This is a genomic window from Pseudoalteromonas rubra, assembly GCF_005887115.1.
In the GTDB taxonomy this organism is placed as follows: domain Bacteria; phylum Pseudomonadota; class Gammaproteobacteria; order Enterobacterales; family Alteromonadaceae; genus Pseudoalteromonas; species Pseudoalteromonas rubra_F.
Window position 1 is genome coordinate 95,577 of the sequence record NZ_PNCJ01000023.1, and the last position, 20,782, is coordinate 116,358.

General features: G+C 48.0%; 14 protein-coding genes. 5 read left to right on the plus strand and 9 right to left on the minus strand.

Annotated features, from left to right (window positions below; translation table 11 throughout):
- The first annotated feature begins 697 nt into the window (after positions 1-697).
- Complete coding sequence (locus CWB98_RS16065) at positions 698-3,007, plus strand: methyl-accepting chemotaxis protein (RefSeq protein ID WP_171045681.1); 2,310 nt, start codon at positions 698-700, stop codon at positions 3,005-3,007.
- Positions 3,008-3,010: 3 nt separating this feature from the next.
- Here CWB98_RS16065 and CWB98_RS16070 read toward each other — a convergent pair whose 3' ends face one another.
- Positions 3,011-3,724, minus strand: coding sequence for an SOS response-associated peptidase family protein (locus CWB98_RS16070; RefSeq protein WP_138545784.1), 714 nt, complete (start codon positions 3,722-3,724; stop codon positions 3,011-3,013).
- Positions 3,725-3,904: 180 nt separating this feature from the next.
- On the opposite strand from CWB98_RS16070, the gene imuA reads away from it, so the two are divergent.
- The 3 genes from imuA to CWB98_RS16085 are packed head-to-tail and all read left to right on the plus strand — an operon-like array spanning position 3,905 to position 9,275.
- Positions 3,905-4,600 (plus strand): translesion DNA synthesis-associated protein ImuA, encoded by a 696-nt coding sequence (gene imuA, locus CWB98_RS16075; RefSeq protein WP_138545785.1) that lies wholly within the window; start codon positions 3,905-3,907, stop codon positions 4,598-4,600.
- A 5-nt stretch (positions 4,601-4,605) separates the two neighbouring features.
- Positions 4,606-6,078 carry a Y-family DNA polymerase gene (locus CWB98_RS16080; RefSeq protein ID WP_138545786.1) on the plus strand — a complete coding sequence of 491 codons (1,473 nt, stop codon included), beginning with the start codon at positions 4,606-4,608 and terminating at the stop codon, positions 6,076-6,078.
- Positions 6,078-9,275, plus strand: a complete 3,198-nt coding sequence (locus tag CWB98_RS16085; RefSeq protein WP_138545787.1) for an error-prone DNA polymerase — start codon at positions 6,078-6,080, stop codon at positions 9,273-9,275. Before CWB98_RS16080 ends, CWB98_RS16085 begins: the two co-directional genes overlap by 1 nt.
- A gap of 67 nt (positions 9,276-9,342) precedes the next feature.
- Here CWB98_RS16085 and CWB98_RS16090 read toward each other — a convergent pair whose 3' ends face one another.
- The gene (locus CWB98_RS16090) at positions 9,343-11,355 is read right to left on the minus strand and encodes a methyl-accepting chemotaxis protein (protein WP_138545788.1); all 2,013 of its coding nucleotides are present in this window, start codon (positions 11,353-11,355) and stop codon (positions 9,343-9,345) included.
- A gap of 631 nt (positions 11,356-11,986) precedes the next feature.
- On the opposite strand from CWB98_RS16090, the gene CWB98_RS16095 reads away from it, so the two are divergent.
- Positions 11,987-12,454 carry a hotdog fold domain-containing protein gene (locus tag CWB98_RS16095; RefSeq protein ID WP_138545789.1) on the plus strand — a complete coding sequence of 156 codons (468 nt, stop codon included), beginning with the start codon at positions 11,987-11,989 and terminating at the stop codon, positions 12,452-12,454.
- A gap of 32 nt (positions 12,455-12,486) precedes the next feature.
- Here the strand turns inward: CWB98_RS16095 and CWB98_RS16100 are convergent, their stop codons facing one another.
- The 7 genes from CWB98_RS16100 to CWB98_RS16130 form a co-directional block, all read right to left on the minus strand.
- Positions 12,487-13,089, minus strand: a complete 603-nt coding sequence (locus CWB98_RS16100) for a porin (RefSeq protein ID WP_171045682.1) — start codon at positions 13,087-13,089, stop codon at positions 12,487-12,489.
- 165 nt (positions 13,090-13,254) lie between these two features.
- Positions 13,255-13,629, minus strand: coding sequence for a bactofilin family protein (locus CWB98_RS16105; protein ID WP_138545791.1), 375 nt, complete (start codon positions 13,627-13,629; stop codon positions 13,255-13,257).
- Positions 13,619-14,725, minus strand: coding sequence for a M23 family metallopeptidase (locus tag CWB98_RS16110; RefSeq protein WP_138545792.1), 1,107 nt, complete (start codon positions 14,723-14,725; stop codon positions 13,619-13,621). Before CWB98_RS16110 ends, CWB98_RS16105 begins: the two co-directional genes overlap by 11 nt.
- A 134-nt stretch (positions 14,726-14,859) precedes the next feature.
- Positions 14,860-16,173: a fumarylacetoacetase gene (fahA, locus tag CWB98_RS16115; RefSeq protein WP_138545793.1), complete on the minus strand. Its 1,314-nt coding sequence runs from the start codon at positions 16,171-16,173 to the stop codon at positions 14,860-14,862.
- A gap of 157 nt (positions 16,174-16,330) precedes the next feature.
- Positions 16,331-17,377: a 4-hydroxyphenylpyruvate dioxygenase gene (gene hppD, locus CWB98_RS16120; RefSeq protein ID WP_125719936.1), complete on the minus strand. Its 1,047-nt coding sequence runs from the start codon at positions 17,375-17,377 to the stop codon at positions 16,331-16,333.
- Positions 17,378-17,806: 429 nt separating this feature from the next.
- Positions 17,807-19,243, minus strand: coding sequence for a peptide MFS transporter (locus CWB98_RS16125; RefSeq protein WP_125719934.1), 1,437 nt, complete (start codon positions 19,241-19,243; stop codon positions 17,807-17,809).
- Between the two features lie 278 nt (positions 19,244-19,521).
- Entirely contained in the window at positions 19,522-20,730 is a 1,209-nt protein-coding gene (locus CWB98_RS16130; RefSeq protein WP_138545794.1) for a DUF642 domain-containing protein, read from the minus strand.
- Positions 20,731-20,782 lie beyond the last annotated feature (52 nt).

Here is a 20,782-nt window from a genome sequence, read left to right on the forward strand (position 1 = left end):
TTTTTGAAAGGGTTTACTTTATGTGTTTATTGATTTTTTTAATAAAAAGAACGTAAAAGGAAGCTGAGACGAGCTTATCTTTAAAAACACTAAAAACACTAAAAACACTAAAAACACTAAAAACACTAAAAACACTAAAAACACTAAAAACCTTAACGACAATATGAATATCAATGCTAAAGAAGCAATGAAAATTGTCGATGGCGGCACCGCAGCTTCAGCAATAAGTGGATGCAAAGAAATCCCCTGCCAACCTTGATGGGCAACTGGCTCATCATTCTTTACTCAGAGTACTTTCTGAATCTGAACATTTAAAAGGTCTCCTGTCGTTTTTAGTTGGACCACAGATGTGGCTCGATTTCTACTCTATTTCTACACCTTAACTCAGTTGGTCTGAATTGGTCCAACCTGATTGACATCAAAAACCAATCTTTTATTACTAGTATCAAAGTATTAAAAGGTGTAGGTTAGTTCATGCATCTAATTAATTTTAATAACTAATTCATGTCAAGGGTGCGCTGCCATGAGTGTCTTTTTCACCCAATAGGTATTGGCGATAGCCTGACATTATGTGCCACTTTTGATGTTATTAACGTGCCCTTTCTCGTTTATGGGACCGCATCAAGTTTGGCCGTGGTATACGTTTTGCCAGTTTCCCCAGCTTGAAACTGGACTGCTTTGTGCTGTAGGAGTTCACATGCAATTAAAAAACCGTCTGAGTATTGTTGCTGTTCTGCTTGCTGTAATTCCCTTACTCGTCACCTGCTTTGTTATCGGTTTATTGGCGTATCAGGAGGGAAAAGCCGCTGTAACAAAAGAAATTGAAAACAACCTGGTATCGCGTCGCAACGCAATGCAAACTCAGGTAGAACGCTATTTTAAAACGATTTCTGATCAGGTCGTAACACTGGCAGCATCGACTATGGTGGTTGACGCTAGCCGGGCTTTTTCGCAGGCTTTTACAAGCTATCCGCATGCAGCCTCGGGTGAAGACCCCGCTCTGAGTCGTTATTACAGTACCCAGTTTCTCCATCAATACGAGCAAAAAAACCGCGGTGACAGCCTGAGTATGAGTCGGCTACTCGCAGGTTTGAGCCCCACGGCTCGGGCTTTACAATCCCACTATATCGCTGCAAACCCTAACCCTTTGGGCAGTAAAGATCAGCTTTTGGATGCGGGTGACAACAGTACCTATAGTGCTGTGCACCGCCGCTATCACAAAGCACTACGCGAGTTTCAGGCGCGCTTTGGCTTTTACGACATATTTATCACCAACCCTCAGGGCGATGTGGTTTACTCTGTATTTAAGGAGCTGGATTTCGCGACCTCCTTGACCAGTGGGCCATTTCGGGAATCTGGTTTAGCAAAGGCCTATGAAGCAGCTCGTATTCAGCGGGTACGCCAGGGTCACTTTGTGGATTTCAGTCCGTATATGCCTTCCTATAATGCGGCGGCTGGCTTTGTCAGTTCCGCCATTCTGGGTGATGATGGCAAGCTACTCGGTACTTTGATATTTCAGCTACCCGTTGATGAAATTAACCGTATGTTGACGCTGGATGGACAGTGGCACGCTGAAGGGCTGGGAGACAGTGGTGAGGTGTACCTAGTTAATCAGAATAAGCTGTTGCTGAATAACAGTCGATTTTTTGTCGAAGACCCGGGAGGTTTTGTCGCGCAGCTCAGGACCTTTGATGTTGATAAAGCCATGGTTGATAACATTGAGCAGAAGCACACGACCATAGGTACGCTCCAAATTGATTCTCCGGGCACCCGCGCTGCACTGGCTGGCCAAAGTGGTTTTGCGATTTTTTCGGATTATCGAGGGGTATCTGTGGCATCGGCCTATGCACCGTTGGATATTGACGGATTACATTGGGCGATTGTGAGTGAAATTGACGAGAGTGAAGCGTTTGCAATGATTTCTGAGCTGAAGTATTCCGTACTTAACTCTTCAATTTTGTTCGTTTCTGTGGCCGCAATCATTGCTAGCCTGGTCGGTTTCTATGTGGCTAATCGTGTTACGCGGCCAGTCATTGCTGCCAGTAAGGCGATCCGCGGCATTGCTGATAATAACGACTTCAGACTGCGTGCGCCCGATGAAGGAGATGATGAGATCCGTGATTTAAGCCGATCAGTAAATAGTCTGGTTGAACGATTACAGCATAACTTTGCTGACTTACTACACAGTGCCCATACACTCAAAGAAATGTCGGTGGCGTTATCTGATCGTGTGGCAGGCCTTATTGATGGTGTGAATAAGCAGTCGCAGGATTGTGAGCAGTCGGCCACGGCCGGGCAACAAATGCAGTATACGGTGCAGGAGGTGGCCAGCAGTGCACTTAATACCTCAGAACAGACCCACCAGGTGAGTTCTTTGACCAGCCAGACCAATCAGCTAGTTGAGCACTGTGCTGAGGTGTCAGAACAGTTGGCTGAAGAAATGGATAAGGTCGGGGATGTGATGAATGGTTTATCTTCTCAAAGCGAGCAGATAGGGAGTGTGCTTGATGTGATCCAGTCCATTGCAGAGCAAACTAATCTACTGGCGTTGAATGCCGCGATTGAGGCTGCAAGGGCCGGCGAGTCCGGTCGAGGTTTTGCTGTAGTAGCAGATGAAGTACGAGGGCTGGCGCAGCGTACTCAGCAGGCAACCGAAGAAATTGAGCTGATGATTAAGGCATTGCAAAACGGTGTAGGCGAAGCTCGCCAGTCAGTGCAGCAAAGTCGTGAACGCTCTGTTGATAATGCAGAGACTTCTGAGCGGGCAAAAGACTCATTGATAGATGTGTCCGATGCCATTGAGCAGATTGTGGCGATGAATACTCAGGTTGCGACGGCAGCAGAAGAGCAATCGGCGGTGGTGGCACAGATCAGTCAGGCCATCAGTGCCATTAGCGAGGAGGCCAATGGTAATCTGGGACGTAGCCAGGATATTGACGACCGATCACAGCATCTGGCTAAGCTTGCCGTTCAGCTGGACGATATTCTGACGCGTTATCAGGTATGATTTTTATTGTTTGTAGCGGGGAGGGTCTTTGGCAATATAAGCCACCTCGCCCAACGGGTTGTAACTACTGGGTTTGTCTATCTGCAGGGCTGCCAGACGCTGATATAAGTGTGGGATCAGCAAATGCGTAAAGCCGCCGCCGTTGTGCTGGGTACTATCTAGCCAGGCATTGAGCTCGGCGGGCGAAGGTGGCAAGATCAGGGGGCTTGCTTTGTCGTGGTAACGGCGTAGTTTAGGGTGTGCAGGCAGGGTTATCACCGAGCAGGAGTAGTGTTTTTGGCCACTGTGTGGATGGTGCCACACTTTATATAACCCGCCTAAGCATAATGCGCCATCAGGGGCGATAAAATCATAGTAATACTGCGGTTTGCCTTCGGTAAACTGGGTTTCACCAAAGCCTTTGACCACGATAATACAGCGGCTGTAATGAAATGGCTGATACGCGGCGCTCCCTTTAACGTGTAGCTTGTCATAGCGGCTGTTAAATGACGTGTATTTGGACGGTCTAAAACCTTGCCCGGGCTTTGGATCTAGCAACAGCCACCAGGTTGCACTGCTGAGTTGCCGCCGGCCATTTTCTTCATGAACAATACTGATGTTGTCCGCTGCTTTTTTAAAGCGGCCAAAGTGCATGTTTTCTCTCGGGTTCTCAATGCCCAGCCCTTCTAATATCTCGATCACAAAGGGATCATCGGTGACATTTAATCGTCCACACATAATACGCTCCTGTTGTCTTTTTTACTTTAGCTGACTCTGATTGTCACTGCTTGATCTGGATTAACCGTTATGTGCTTTCTGTGCTGTTTATTGGGTTTGCCTGCAGTGAGATACACACAGCATGCTTGCACTTTGGTCAACAGTAATTATACTGTATAAATATACAGTTTGAGGTGTGTTATGAGCAATTTAATTGAACGATTACAGCGTCAGGATTTGGTTTGGCAGGGCTCAGGGTTGCTTGGGCGTCAGCTACACAGTAAAGCGCTCACGGCGACAGGATATACAGAACTGGATAAACACTTACAGGGTGGCTTTCCTAAAATCGGTGTGGTGGATTTGCATACTGAGCTGGGTATTGGTGAGCTGAGATTGTTATTGCCCAGCCTGATGCAACAAAGTGGTTTAACTGCGGTCATTAACCCACCGGCTCGCCTGAATGCCGATGCTTTACAGCGTATCGGAATGGACACCAGTAAGTTGCTGGAGATCACACCTGGATGTCCACAAGAAGCGCTATGGGCCGCAGAGCAGTGCCTGAAAAGCGGTGCCTGCAACAGCGTATTGGTATGGCATGGAGCGCTACAGGTGCATCAGGTAAAGCGTCTTCAGCTGGCAGCTCAGACAGGTGAGTCGTGTCTGTATCTTCTACGCCGTGAACACCATGGTGAGGGCACCTTGCCGGTTTCTTTAAGCCTGGGGCTTAGTCCACATATTAAAGGTTTGAATATCACAGTTAAAAAGCGCAAAGGAGGCTGGACTCAGTCCCAATTTGCACTGGATATGTCATTGCATTGGCCTGAGTTGACTGAGCAATTTCATGCCCAGAGCAAAGAAATACCAGATGTTGCGCGGCAGTATTCTACAGGAAGGTAGTCGCAGTGACTTTGTGGTTGTATTTACACTTTCCTGCTATCCAGCTCGACAAACTGAAAATTGCAGAGCAAGCGCAAAAATCTGATGAGACAGAGCTTGACGGGATACCCTCCGAGTCACCCCAGCCCTGCATCATTGTAGGTGGACGTGACAACAGGGTGATGCAACTGGATCAGGCTGCTCAGCAATTGGGGATTTCGGCGGGCATGGGGCTGGCCGCCGCCGCGGCCCGTAGTCGAAATTTGGTTGTACATCCATATGATGAAGCTGATGAAAGGCGGACTATTCGTGAAATTGCGCAGTGGTTGTATCTGATCACAGCAGATATTGCTCTGTTTGCGCCTCAGGGCTTATTACTGAAAGTCAGTGGCATGCTAGCCATGTACCGAGATATCTCCCACTACCTAAGCACGCTGTGCTCACATTTGGATACACAGTCCTTTACTTATCGGTTTGCATTTGGCCACTCCCCGGAGGCTGCCCGGTTGCTGGCAAAACAGCATGGCGCCTTGGCAACTCAGGACCCTGAAGCGCTTGAAAAAGCCCTACATGGTCTATCATTGGCGGTGTTATCCCTGCCAGCCAAACAGCTTGAACGGTTGCAACGAGTCGGATTTAAAACAGTTGGAGACTTGTTTGCGTTACCTCTGGTGGAGCTGGGAAAACGTTTCGATTGTGAGCTGGTACAGTATGTGTCCAGATTGCGCGGGAAAGTGCCTCATCCGGTGACTTTCTATCAACCAGAGCCTGAGTTTGAACGCTATCTGCCACTATTCTATGACATAGAAAATCTGGACTGGCTGAATAAACCGCTGCTGAAATTGTTGGTGCAGCAGGAGCAGTTTTTGCGGTTACGTAATCGACATGCCAGGCAATTAATACTGACTTTGTACCAGCGCGATGCTGAACCCTTGAGGCTTGAAGTGGGCCGTGCAGAAGGCACAGATCGGGCCGATCTGTGGTTGAACTTATGCAACCTCAAACTCAGTTCAGTGTCACTCAATGGTCCGGTGCAGGCTATAGGACTGAAGGTTGCTCAGATATGTCAGCTCGATGAATTGATGGATGACTTGTTTGCTGAGCGACGCGGTACGATGACGCCCGCAGGCCTGGTTGCTGTGTTGCAGGCTAAATTAGGTGAACGGGCTGTGCAGGGTCTGAAAGCCTGTGATGATTTGCGTCCTGAGCTGGCAACTGAATACTGTATGCCGCTGAGTGTGCCGGGGACACCTTTGCCGGAGGCGCCTGTGTTATACCCAGACATGGGCTATCTCAGACCCGCCTTTTTACTGCCGAGTATCCAGCCACTGCAGCATAAAATTAATGTGCACTTAGGTCCTGAACGGATCTGCACTGGTTGGTGGGATGCCTATGAGGTTGAACGAGATTACTTTGTGGTTCAGGATTCACAGGGGCGCTGGTTATGGGTATTCCGAGATCGCCAGCAGCGTTGGTTTTGTCACGGAGTTTTCAGCTGATGGCAACGAATAAGTCAGCTATGTTCGCCTTACCTGTTTCTTCGCAGAGGATAACGCAGACGGTTGGCCAGGGGACAGGTGAGCCACCCGGAAGCACCAGGTTACCTGGTTATGCGGAGTTGTTTTGTCAAACTAATTTCTCTTTTTTGGAGGGGGCATCTAGGCCTGAAGAACTGGTGCGTCAGGCTGATTTTCTCGCTTATACCGCGCTTGCCATCACCGATGAGTGCTCATTGGCTGGTGTGGTCAGGGCGCACACGTTAATTAAGGAGCTACAACTTGATTTACAACTGATTGTGGGTAGCCTGATGCGCTTTGAGTCACTGGATGTGGTGTTACTTTGCCCGAACAAAGCTGCCTACAGTGAGTTATGTCGGGTGATCACCAATGCCAGACGACGTGCTGAAAAAGGTGACTATCAGCTGGCTGAATGGGACTTACTGTCGTTACGTCACTGTCTGCTTATCTGGTTACCTAAGGGGGATGACCGAGATGAGCATTGGGGAGCCTGGCTGGTACGTCACCATGAGCATCGCAGTTGGGTGGGTATACAGCGTCATCTGGTAAACCAGGAGCAACGCTTTATTGCCCACTGCGAGGTGTTAGCTGCACGCTATCAGTTACCCATTACTGCATGCGGTGGTGTGTTAATGCATAGCAGTGAGCGACTCAGACTACAACAGACACTGGCCGCGATCCGGCTTAACCTGCCGCTTGAACAGGTCAAAGGCCGATTATTGGTGAATGCCGAACGTGCATTGCGTAGCCGGGAAAAACTCAGCAAGCTGTTTAAGGCTCCCTGGCTGGCAGAATCCTTACACATAGCAAAACGCTGTCATTTTAATCTGGATTCCCTGAGTTATCAGTACCCAGCAGAGCTGGTGCCCACAGGAAAAACGGCGATGCAGCATTTACGTGATTTAGTAAAAAATGGGCAAACAAAGCGTTTTCCACAAGGCGTGCCGCCAGAGATAGCCGAGATCATTACCAAAGAGCTGGCACTGATTGAGGAGCTGGACTATCCCTACTTTTTTCTCACCATTCATGATTTGGTACGGTTTGCGCGTAGCAAAGCGATTTTGTATCAGGGGCGAGGCTCGGCAGCTAATTCGGTGGTGTGTTACTGCCTGGAGATCACTGCGGTAGATCCTCGCCAGGTGTCGGTGTTGTTCGAGCGTTTTATTAGTAAAGAACGTAACGAGCCGCCAGATATCGATGTTGATTTTGAACATGAACGTCGTGAAGAGGTGATCCAGTATATTTACCATAAATATGGCCGCAAGCGCGCCGCGCTGGCTGCTACGGTGATCAGCTATCGTTTTAAGAGTGCAGTCAGAGATGTCGGGAAAGCACTGGGGATTGAAGCAACTCAGCTGGACTATTTTATTCGTAATGTGAACCGCCGTGACCGTGGTCAAAACTGGCAAACTCAGCTGAGTGAGCTAGGTCTGCAGCCAGAGTCTCTGAAAGGGCAGCACTTCATCAGTCTGGTTGAAGAAATCATGGGTTTTCCCCGTCATCTCTCTCAGCATGTTGGCGGTTTTGTGATTTCTGCAGGCCCTCTACATGATCTGGTACCCATAGAGAATGCTGCTATGGCAGAGCGTACAGTGATCCAGTGGGATAAAGACGACCTTGAAAGTCTTAAGTTGCTTAAAGTCGATGTACTGGCATTGGGTATGTTGAGTGCCATTCGTAAAACATTTGCGTTGATCGCACAGCACACATCAAGGCAACTGGACTTGGCTGAGTTAACCCGGATGGGAGATGACCCCCAGGTATACAAAATGCTTCAGCGGGCAGATACCGTGGGCGTGTTTCAGATTGAGTCTCGTGCACAAATGAGTATGCTGCCTCGATTAAAGCCCGCATGTTATTACGATTTAGTGATTCAAATTGCCATTGTCAGGCCTGGGCCAATTCAGGGAGATATGGTGCACCCTTTCCTAAAGCGTCGCAACGGGGAAGAAGCAGTGACTTACCCGTCGGACGAGGTGAAGTCTGTGTTGTCTCGTACTATGGGCGTTCCCATCTTTCAGGAGCAGGTAATTAAACTGGCGATGGTCGCGGCCGGCTTTTCCGGTGGTGAGGCGGACCAGCTGCGCCGGGCAATGGCGTCGTGGAAAAAAAGTGGTGAGCTAATGCAGTTTAAAGAGAAACTGATCAATGGCATGCAACAGCGGGGCTATGAGGTGAGTTTTGCCGAGCGCATTTTTGAGCAGATCTGTGGTTTTGGTGAGTATGGTTTTCCGGAAAGCCATTCTGCCTCGTTTGCTGTGTTGGCCTATGCATCAGCCTGGCTGAAACACTACTACCCTGCAATGTTTTATACCGCACTATTAAACAGTCTGCCAATGGGATTTTACAGTGCCTCACAGTTGATCCAGGACGCCAGACGTCATCAGGTTGAGGTTTTGCCTGTTTGTGTCAATGCTTCTGAGTACGATCATCATATTTGCCAGCAACAGCAGCGATTTGCAGTTCGACTTGGATTGCGCCTGGTAAAAGGTTTACAGCGTTACAGTGCTGAGCAGTTACTGGCAGCGCGTCCGGGTAAGGGGTTTCAGAATATGGCTGAGCTACAGCGCATAGGGTTGTCTGGTAATGCGCTGGAGTGTCTGGCGTCTGCCAATGCACTTAAAGCGTTACAGGGCGATCGCTATTCGGCCCGTTGGACACTGATGGATCAGGAGCAGACCTTACCTTTATTTGCCATACGCTCAGAGGTTGACGGTGCACATTCGTTGGCGGAATCGCAATCTTGTGTTTTTCAACCAGATGACATGGACGATCTGGTGGAAGACTATGCTGCGCTGGGTCTCACTTTGGGTCAACACCCGGTAACGCTGCTCGACAAGGCTGGTAAACTGGGGCGTTTTACTCGCATGACGCAGCTCAGTGCTTGTCAGCATAAATCTCTGGTGACTGTAATAGGGATTGTGACTGGCAAGCAGGCGCCGGGCACCGCAGGTGGGGTGACCTTCTTTACGCTTGAAGATGACACAGGCAATATTAATGTGGTGGTATGGGCGGGTACTGCACGTGCCCAAAAGCAGGCTTATCTCGGTGCTAAGTTGCTGGAAGTAAAAGGTATTGTTGAAAAAGAAGGCGAAGTGATCCACGTTATCGCTGGTCGGCTGATTGACCGCAGTGAGATCCTGGGTACCTTACACAGTAAGTCTCGGGACTTTCATTAAGTCAAGCAACAGTGTTCCCGGTATTCAGGCACTGTAAGGAGTGCTGAGCCTGAATACCTAGGTAAAATTAAGTTCTGAGTCTGAATTTACGAACCAGTTGAGCCAGCTGCTCAGCTTGTTTATTGAGCTGTTGTGCAGACAAAGCGGCAACCTGAGTATCCTGCAGTGAGCTTTGGCTTGATTGCTCTATCTTCGAGATATCCTGAGCCATTTCTCCAGCAACGACAGATTGTTCCTCTGTTGCTGTCGCTATCGACTGGATCATAGCGGCAATTTCAGACGCGCCACGAACGATATCATCCAGCTGAGCGCCCGCAGCTTCCGCCATAGACACACTCTGATCAACCTGAGACACGCTGTTTTGCATTGAGCTGACGGCATGTTCGGTCTGCGACTGAATGGACTGAACTGTTGAAACCACTTCTTCAGTGGCTTTAGAGGTGCGCTCAGCAAGTGTTCTCACTTCATCGGCGACCACCGCAAAACCACGACCCTGTTCACCGGCTCGGGCTGCTTCAATGGCAGCGTTTAAGGCAAGCAGGTTGGTCTGCTCGGCAATACTGCCAATCACGCCAATCACGTTACCAATCTGACTACTTAGCTCGCCCAGATGGGTCACGTTTTCTGCGGTTTTCTGCACGTTTTGTGAGGCCGTTTTGATTTTACTGACGGTTTGTCCGACAGTGTCTCCGCCTCCGGAGGCCAGAGTGCGGGCCTGATCGGCGTGGCTGGCAGCTACCTGACTCTGTGACGCAACTTCTGACACCGTAGCGCTCATTTCCTCAATGGCTGTGGCAACTTGAGTTGATTGATCGGCAGATGACCGGCTGCGCGAGGCGATTTGGTCATTGGCTTCGGCAATATCGTGGCTCGAAGTACGCACATCATCTACCACCTGAGCAATCGAGTGTAATAGCTCATTCAAAGAGCGAGCCATTTTGTTGGTGGCCTCGGCCAGTCCATCAATTTCGTCCTGGCCTTTGTGCGCAATGTCTCTGTCAGAGATATCACCGGCACTGATCCGTTCAGCTACGCCAAGCACCTGACTAAGTCTGGATACGATCGAATTGCTGATAAGATAAGCAATGGCGATACCGAGAACAGCAGCGATCAGCGTGATCACAATAATCACGATAGACGTTGAATTGAGCCCCTCAACCAACAGTTCCAGAGCGCCTGTCGCATCATCGATTTCTTCTTTCGCAGATACGTCGAGGATTTTTGCTATGTCCTGAATATACTTTCTGTCCAATTCACTGAGCGTCGCAGTAGCTTGTTTAAAGGCCGTAGGGTCATAGCTGCTAAACACGACAGTAGCTTCGTCACGTATCGTTTTATATAAACGTTTGATGGTCGCAATATCTTGCAGTTCATTTGGCTTTTGCTCTAGTGGTATCAATAGATTCAGGTACTCTTCAAAGCTGGCAGCATCGTCATTAAAGTCTGCTTCCGCGTTCGTATTACCCGTTGTATGTGAAATAATAGCGGCTATCATGTCGCCTGCTTCATCCACTAACTCTAGATAGTAACGGACACCAGGCAGGTCATCGTTGAGTGACTCCTGTAAGTCAGTTGACTGCATGGCATCGTTAAATTCTTGCTCTTTAAGCTTATCCAGTAGAGCTTCTAGCTGCTCCCCTGTGGTCGATTCCAGGCGGTCCACGCGGGTTTTGATACGTTGGTAGGCATCGGGATCATAGCGACCAAAAACGTCCTGATTGACGCGCTGGTGATACGTGGTAATGCTCTTGAGAATATGGGCCATTTTTTCCCGATCGGCTTGCTTGGCAGACTCATAACGATATAACTCTGTGTGTACTTCTTTGAAATTTCGAAATACTTCATTAAAGATGGATTTTTTACTGGTATCCCCGTTCATATATTCTAGCGCCGCACTTTTGAGCTGATGCTCGGTGTCGAGCAAGCGGCTGTAGAGGATCATGCCTGGCAGGTCATCGCCTGTGACTTCCTGCGCACGGGCCGTTTCTGTTGATACCTTAAACCAAACTAAAGTACTGGACATCACCATCAGTACAATTAGAACACCAAAGGCTGAGTAAAGTTTATTACTGAGTTTCATAGGATCACCAAGTTCGAAAGAGGCGTCATCCATGGCGTACTTTTCATTATATTGTCGTCCATAATTAAAGTCCTTAATTGCAAAAAATGACAAGTTTTATCTGCAGTCAGGGTATTAGAGACATACAGACTTGTTGTTTTTTGTTGATTATTTTAAATCTTTGTTTTTGAATCGTTCCAATTTTGTTTTTATAAAAGGGAACTCCAGATTTACTTAAGAAATACGGATAAAGTGCTTTTTATTAGAACGGTTTTGAACAATGTGAAATCCATCCTATATCGTTGTTTATTATAAAATATATAGGGTGAATCACGAAGGAATGAAGTGAGGTTTTCGGTCACAATTAAAGAAAAAATTGTATCTGGCTTTCAGGTTATGAAATATTTTATATCTGTACTGTACAAATTTGGCGGGCGATATTTTTAGGTATCCCACCCTGTTGTCCTGATGAGTTTGCCTGCATTAAAATTGTTGCTAAAAGTGAAATTATAAATTGTAACCTTCTGATATCCGCCCTAATACGACGATATTCATTGTAAAAGGTGAGTAAATAAAATCATGAAGCAGGGCTGATTTAACTGGTCTGATGTGTTAGTGTGAGGTGTTATTCAAATCGGACAGGTTCAGCGTTATGGCAACACCCTTATTAAAAACCTATAAGAAGTTTAAATGGTTGCCCTTTGGCAACTGGCTATTCAGCAAGGCCGTGTGTAAACGAGCGCCTTATTTCGGCACCATCAAGCCTAAGATCACTCACCTTAGTGAAGGCCGGATCACGGCACAGATGCCTAACCGAAAAGCGGTGCATAACCATATTGGCACTGTACATGCGATTGCGCAGTGTAACCTTGCGGAGCTATGCGCTGGCGTGGTGACTGATGCCAGCATTCCGTACAAAACACATCGCTGGATCCCTAAGGGGATGACGGTACAATACCTGAAAAAAGCCGAAACAGACTTGCGTGCAGAAGCGACGATTTCACTACCACGTCAGTGGCAGGACAAAGAGGAGTTAATCGTCCCGGTTGAGGTATTTAATAGTCAAGGGGTCAAGGTCTTTCATGCCGATGTCACTATGTATATCTCGGCGAAAAAGTAGTGATTGGCCCGCGCGCAGCGGGCCTTTCTCTATCAGAAAGTATAGCGATACTTTATTTCAGTCTGGGTGTATTCTACACCGTTGGTATATTCAACTACCACGGCTGAGCTTGTTGTATAACTGAGGCGCAAGCCCAGGTTAACAAAAACACCATTTTCATCATCTCTGAAACCGTCAAGTAGTTCATAGCCCGCTTGACCATAGGCACTAATGCGTTTGGAGAAGGCGTGTTCGTACTCACCGTAAAGGCGACGTGTATCTGCTGTTGAGTTAGAGCGATTAGTCGACACTTCAAACTCACCAACCTGAGCGCCAACTGCCAGGCGTCCACTGTCCGTTGAACGCAGAATGTAGCCCAGATTAAATGTCGTTTCGTCAATGTCGTATTCTCCATCATCAAGATTGTCGAAGAATGCCAGGCTGTCTGAATGCTGATCAATTTTTAGTCCCATAAAGATACCGTTGGCAAATTCATAACTACCCGCAATGATAAATCCCCGAGGAGCCACTGAATCCGGTGAACCATCCAGATTGGTCTTACCATAACCCACTTCCAGGAAGCTTTTACTAAGCTCAGCAGCCTGAGAGCCTAAAGACGCAGTAGCCAGTAGCAGGCCTAAAATATGCTTGTTCACGATATATCCTTTGAATTACTTCGGTGTGTTGTAAAAAAGCGAGTATTGACACTCGCTTGGTACTTCAAATGCGCAGAAATGTATCACTATCCGATACAAAAGTGAAAGGCTAAGTCTATGTTTTGTGTTATGAAATGTTATCGGTGGCCTATTTTTGACGAGTGTTCAGCCTTCGCTGGCTTTATCCAGTGGGGTGACATTAGATGGCTCTGCGCGATGGTTCAGTTGACCCTGCATATGCGCACCGGCCTGAATACTCAGTGTATCGTGTTCGATATCACCAGTCACTCTGGCGCTGGGCTCCAGCGTAACGCTGTCAGCGTTGATCCCGCCCTGAACTTGGCCGCGCACCTGCACCTGTTTGGCGATAATATTGCCTTCTACAAGCCCAGATTCGCCAATGATCAGCTGCGCGACATTGAGGTCACCCGTGACTTTGCCATCGATCTGAAGTTCACCGTCGCAGTGGATGTTGCCTGTGATTTCGGTGTCGGGAGAAATAAGCGAGAAAGGAAATGAATTTTTCTTTTTATTGAACACGTTTAAGCACTCTTGCCAGTTTTACAGGGTTTATATGCTTTTTATCCTGTAACACCTCATAATGCAAGTGTGTACTGGTACTACGACCTGTGCTGCCCATCAGTGCAATCACGTCTGACTGCTTGACCGTCTGGCCTTTTTTGACTTTGATGGTGTGTAAATGACCATAACGTGTGACGATACCGTTCGCATGTTTAATTTCAATAAACTTACCGTATCCGCCATTTTTTCCTGCTCTACTGATCACCCCATCTGCCGGTGCAATGATCTGGGTTTTGTGCCAGCCTGCCATATCGACCCCTTTGTGGTAGGCACGGCGGCCTGTAATTGGGTCTTTACGAAAGCCAAATGCGCTGGAAATATAATATTTGTCGTGCGCAACAGGCATCATTTTGGGGGTGGAGTGTAATAAGTTCTCTAACTGATTGAGTTGGACAGAGTCATCGATCAGCTGGGTGTAGCGCGCATTTAACAGCGTTGCATCAACCTGGTGATAAGGACCACCCTGTGCGGAATTATTGTCGCTGCTCAAAGACAGGCCTGCTTCAGTAAATCCGGCCATTAGCTGGTTATGGCGCGCCGAAATAATCGTTTGCAATGTCTCAAGCAAAGCGGTCTGTGCATCATCCAGCTCATTGCTGTGTGCCTCAAATTCATGGCTGTCATTGATATCCCCAGCACCAGGCTGCGTGTCATTCTGTTGTGTACTTTCTGGCAGAGATAGCGCTGCGTCTGTCTGCTCAGTGATGGACGTCGGCAGGGCACTGACAATTTCACTGAGTACAGTATGCTGTTCGTTTAAGGTGACAAGCTGTGTATGTTGTTCAGTCAGGCGTTCGGTCAGCAGCTGTTTTTCTTTTGCCCAGGCTTGCTGTTGAGTCTGTAGTTCCGCTTGTAGGGCATTAACCGTTTTTTGCTGTTTAAAAAACGCTGATGTACTGATAACTAACCAGGTAAGAGCGCCACAAACCAGCACTAGTGCGATAAATTGCAACCAGCCAGGCACAACCATCAGACTAACCTGGCCATTCTGGCGCATCATTAGCTGCTTAGGTTGAAATAGCGATGTGATCAGGCGTTTGATATAGCGAAACATAACACGTAATAATTAAAAATAACGACCCACTTTAACAATTTTTATGCAAAAAGCCAGTATTTACTTACAAAAAAAAGGTGTACTTAAGCACACCTTTGTTTTGTATAGAAAAGCTTTTGCGTTTGCGATTACGATTACTTCGCTGGCAGGATAGTGCCTTCGACAAAACCGAAGCCGATACGTGCAAAGCCGTTCGCTTCACACCAGCCACGCATAATGACCTTGTCACCGTCTTCCAGGAACTTACGCTCTTCGCCATTGTCCAGAGTGATGGTCTCTTTACCGCCACGAGATAGCTCAAGCAAAGAGCCGGCTTCTTCGTGCTCCGGACCAGACTGAGTACCTGAACCCAGCATGTCGCCCGGAAGGAAATTACAGCCGTTTACTGTGTGGTGAGTGACCATTTGTGCCACTGTCCAGTAGCTGTGCTTAAAGCTTGATTCTGACAGCTTGCTTGGCGCTGCATTGGCTTCACGCATTTTTGCGGTTTCAAGCAGTACGTCCATCTGGATATCAAAAGCACCCGATTCACGGTTTTGTGCAGACTCAAGATACTCCAGAGGCTGAGGGTCTTGCTCATTACGGTGCCAGTTGGTGCGGTACGGCGCCAGCGCTTCTGTGGTGACAATCCACGGCGATACCGTTGAGGCAAAGTTTTTCGCCAGGAACGGACCTAACGGCTGGTATTCCCAGGCTTGCAGATCACGGGCAGACCAGTCGTTGAACAGACAGAAACCAAACACATGACTTTCGGCATCTTCAATCGAAATAGAGTCACCCAGCTCATTGCCTTTACCCAGGTAGATACCCAGCTCCAGTTCGTAGTCCAGGCGTTTACACGGACCGAAAGACGGTGTATCTGCATCTGGCGCTTTAGTCTGACCTTTAGGGCGAGGGAAGTTTTGACCTGACACGTCAATCGATGAAGCACGGCCATGGTAACCGATTGGTACCCACTTATAGTTAGGCAGTAGAGGGTTGTCCGGACGGAACAAGCTACCTACCGCTGTAGCATGGTAGATTGAGGTGTAGAAGTCTGTGTAGTCGCCAATGTGACACGGCAGCGCATATTCAACGTCGGATTGAGTAACTAATGCCGCTTCCAATGCGCCCTGGTGCTCAGAGCCTTCACGAAGAGCACGAGATAACGCCAGACGCAGGGCAGACCAATAATTTTGACCCATACCCATAAATTCATTCAGTTTAGGCGCGTTGGCCGCTTCTACTGCGTCCTGTGCTTCACCACTGAAGATGCCTGCTGCAGCAACCACTGCTAAATCCAGTACCTGATCGCCAATGGCAACACCACCACGGAACTCTTCGGCACTGTCTTTACGACGGAATGAGGCAAAAGGCAGGTTTTGAATTGGGAAGTCGGTGCCAGCCTGGTTGGCGCTGGCAACCCAGCTCTTCAGATTAATGTCATGCGTTTCGTTGATAAAAGACATGGTCTTTCCTTTTTGCAAGTTTGAGGCTGTTCTCAGATGTGGTGATAGTGTTTTGATTTTTCAATGCAACACCTGAGTCTCAGACAAATTAAAACGGCAAAAGCAGCCACAAGGCATCGCCCCAAGCTGCTTTTAATTTTCTACTCTCAAAGGAGAATTAGATCACGCCGCGGCGTTCCTGGTCACGCTCGATAGACTCGAACAGCGCCTGGAAGTTACCTTCACCGAATCCACCGTCGTCAACACGCTGGATCATCTCGATAAAGATAGGACCAAACAGGTTCTTAGTGAAGATCTGAAGCAGGTAGCAATCTTCGCTCTGGCTGTCTACCAGGATCTGATGCTCTTTGATCTTTTCACGGTCTTCTTTAACCCAAGGTACACGGTCAAAGATGGTGTCGTAGTAGTGATCAACAATGTCTAATGTTGCAATGTTAGTCTGGTCAAGCTTGTCCAGTGAGGCAACCAGGTCGTTGGTCAAAAATGCCAGGTGCTGTACGCCCGGGCCATTGTACTCGTCCAGGTACTCATCGATCTGGTTGTTGTTGTCGTCTTTACCTTCGTTAATTGGAATAGAGAAGGTGCCACACGGAGATTTCAGTGCATATGACAACAGGGCTGTTTTCTGACCTTTGATGTCGAAGTAGCGTACTTCCGTAAAGCCGAATACGTCTTTATAGAAGTTTGCCCATGTTTCCATGGTGCCTTTGTATACGTTGTTAGTCAGGTGGTCGATACGCAGGAAGCCTTTGTCCTCAACAACCACTTGCTCTTCTAAATCAACAAAGTCTTGCTCGAAAATAGAGCCTTTATCACCGAATACATCGATGAAGTAGATCAGGCTGTCACCGATGCCGTAGATGGCCGGGTAAGGCAAGTCTTTATGAGTTGAGTCAGTGGCAGGCTTAGCACCGCGCTCAACCGCGATTTCAAACGCTTTTTGCGCGTCTTCTACACGCCAGCCCATAGAGCAAATCGCCGGACCGTGGCTCTTAGCGAACTCCGCAGAGAAACCGCCGCGCTCTTTATTCAGCAGGAAGTGAATGTCGTGCTGGTTGTAGTATAGGATGTCTTTGTCTTTAAACTTTTTCAGTTTAGAAAAACCAAAATCGGCAAAAATCTTTTCCATGTAGTCCGCATCTGGTGTTGCGTACTCGGTAAACTCAATGCCAACTAGGCCTAGAGGATTTGTTACTTCACTCATTGTCTTACTCCCGCTTAAAAGCACTGGATCGCTATTTGTTTTGTGCTGTGGATGATTAATCAAAATGGCAAAAAGGGGAAGCGATGGGCATGATTTAGCAAGTAGGTAAAATGTAAATTCTGTCGTACAAATTGTCTGGATTATACGGATCGCGTGAACAGGATAAATTTATCGATTAAAAGGCCCTGTTTGTTCTTAAAAATGGATTGCATGACGGGTGGTTTTTCAGCAGAGTTTTCTTTATCTATCTGAAAATAATAAACTTTAAAGTTTGACGTTGACAGCGATATCACCTTGTTAGTGATACAGAGACAGGTACAGAAGAGGCAAAATCTCGCGTTGCTGTATTGATAAGTTTACAAGAGAGGGTTGAAAGCAGAAAAGCCGCACAAATTTAGTGCGGCTTTTACATGAGTCAGTAATTAGAAATTACTGTCTTTCGCCAGAGATCTCTAGCTCTTTCTCAAGATAGTGCTCCTGAGTATGCGGCTCATCAGTGGTTCCTTCAGCGCCGTGCATCCAGTCAACCAGCTTGTTGCTAAGCAGGTACATCGCCAGTGCAGACAGCAGTGCTGTTGCACCCAGACCAATGAAGATGCTCATGGCATTGTTCATTGCTTCCTGGCCTTCGCCGATGAAAGAACCAACAAAGCCCGCGATTTTGTTCGCAACCGCTGTACACAGGAACCACAGACCCATTAATAATGAAGCCAGGCGCAGTGGTGCCAGTTTACTCACCATAGACAGGCCAATTGGTGACAGACACAGCTCACCCAGCGTGTGGAACAGGTAGAAAAGTACCAGCCACATCATGCTGATCTGCAGGTTGCCGGCATCACTGCCTTCGGTGATCAGCGCCATCATCATTGTCAAAAAGCCCAGCGCCAGGAATACCAACGCGATGGCAAACTTAACCGGAGAGTTAGGCTCACGCTTGTCCAGTTTCAGCCAGATCATGGCCACCAGTGGCGCGAAGATAATAATAAAGATAGAGTTCAGAGACTGGAACCATGACGCCGGGATTTCAAAACCCATCAGCATACGGTCGGTGTAATCAGCAGCAAACAGGTTCATCAGACCACCGGCCTGCTCAAAGCCCATCCAGAAGATAATACTGAATACACTCATAGTGAAGATAACGCGGATACGGTCTTTTTCCTGACTAGTAAGAGGCTCTTTGGTGTTGCTGTTAGATTGCTGCTGAGACAGCTTGGCTGCTGGGACCACACCGATGTCGCCCAGATATTTCTGGCTTAATAGTAGTTGCATCACAACGGAGATCACCATGCCGATACCTGCAGCGATGAAACCCGCTTGCCAGTTAATTTGTGCTGCAACATAACCTGCGATAAGTGGACCCAAGGCACCACCTAAGTTGATACCCATGTAGAAAATCGTGAAGGCACCGTCACGGCGCTTATCACCTTCCTGATACAAGTCACCAACCATAGTCGAGATGTTTGGCTTAAACAGACCGTTACCGGCACATAATAATGCCAGACCGATATAGAAAACCTGTTCTTCCATACCGGCAACCAGGCCATGCGGAATACCCATAGTAAAGTGACCTGCGGCCATCAGAATACCACCAATGATGATGGCTTTACGCTGACCCAATACGTTATCGGCTAACCAACCACCGATCAACGGGGTCAGATAGACCGCCATGGTAAAGGTACCGTACAGGCTCAGTGCGTCGGCGTTGGTCCAGCCGAAGCCGCCGTTTTGCACCTGAGCAACCAGATAAAGAACCAAGATTGCACGCATTCCGTAGTAGCCAAAGCGCTCCCACATTTCCGTGCCGAAGAGTAAGAACAGGCCTTTTGGATGGCCCAGAAACTCACCGCGATTAGGTAATGAATTCATATTATTCCCATTTCAATCAAATGTGTTGTTTTGGCCTTAATATTATCGATGCCGAAGGTACTGTTGATGACAGTATTCAGCGGCATACTTTGAACGGGTGGCCAGTCCCCAAATGATTCCAAGTTAGGTCAGTGTTGACTAACTATTCATTAAAAGCGCGTCAGTATACCTAGTGGGATGGCGATGGGGAAGCCTTACCAGCTGGGTGGGACGCTTTTTGTATACAAAAAAACCAGCCTGTCTGGCTGGTTTTTGCGCATATAGAGCGAATGTTCCGGTTATCGGCAGAAATTGTCGACAAAAGTCAGGTCGTTAATATGCTCAGGACCTTCCATGACTAAGGTGGCAACCGCTGTGTCTGGATTCATTTGCCAGATCTGCGCATTGTTGTTGGCTTCACGACCAGAAACATACAGTTTGCCATCAGCCGTAATCGCCAGGCCAGATGCCCAGTTTACGCCGTGCTCGCCAATCTTAGTCAGCTCCATATTGCCTTCATCCAGGGTATACAGCGCCTTGCCAGTTAAAACGTAAAGGACGTTACCGTCTGCTGAGTAAGCAATATCGCCATGGCTGAAGTCATCACCCGGGTATGACAATTTACCCAGCACGGTTTTTTCACCGCTGGTCATGTCAAAATCGTACATGTAGGTTTTACTGGTGCTACGCAGAGACACGCCATCCGGTGTAACCGCAGAGCGGTACAAAGGCCATGACGTCGCGTTGGTAATGCTGTACTGCTGGTTGCCATTCAAGTCCAGTGCCCACAAGGTGGATGCTTTGGTTTTACTGTTGGTTTGCTCCATAAAGTAAAGCACACCGTCTTTGCTGGCGATGTTCGACGCAGTGTGAGTCACGCCTGATACTTTGCTGTACTGACCGGCATCAATGTCAAAGTAATAGACATAGCCACCTTCAGCCGAGCCATAATTATTAATCCCGAACAAACCTGTTACACAGTCTGCGGTAACGGAGACGTTATCCAGCAGTGCACCGTATGAGTCTGAGTTGCCCGCACCGACAAATTTCAGGGTACTTTCGTCGCTGTTTGCAGTGACGTTAATGGTGTAATGCTGCCAGCCACGTTGTGTGCCGTTTAGCTCTGCGATTACCTGGTCGTCCCAGTAAACGGTTGCTTTGTTGGTATCTGCATTATTGGTAACACGCGGAGAGTAGTAGAAGCTTACGACATATTGCTTGCCGGCTTCAGTCGCAACGCTTTGGTAAGCGCTGTAGTTGCGGGTTGAATCCAGCTCCAGATATTGCTCGCCATCCTGAGCCTGAATAAGGCCAAGGCGGTTAGTCTGAATTTCAAACTTAGCTGAGCTGCGGTTCCAGCCAGGCAAGGTTTTAAACAGGCTCCATGAACCGCTGACGGCGTTTGACTGCTCAAAAGAACCGTTAGTGATCAGGTTTTCACTGGCATTTGCAGCGAAGCTGCTGATTAGGGCGGCACTCAGGCCAAGCGCAAGAACTGATAATTTCATAGACATACTCCAGGGCTAAATTCTATTTGTGTAAATAAAATGTTATCCCTAA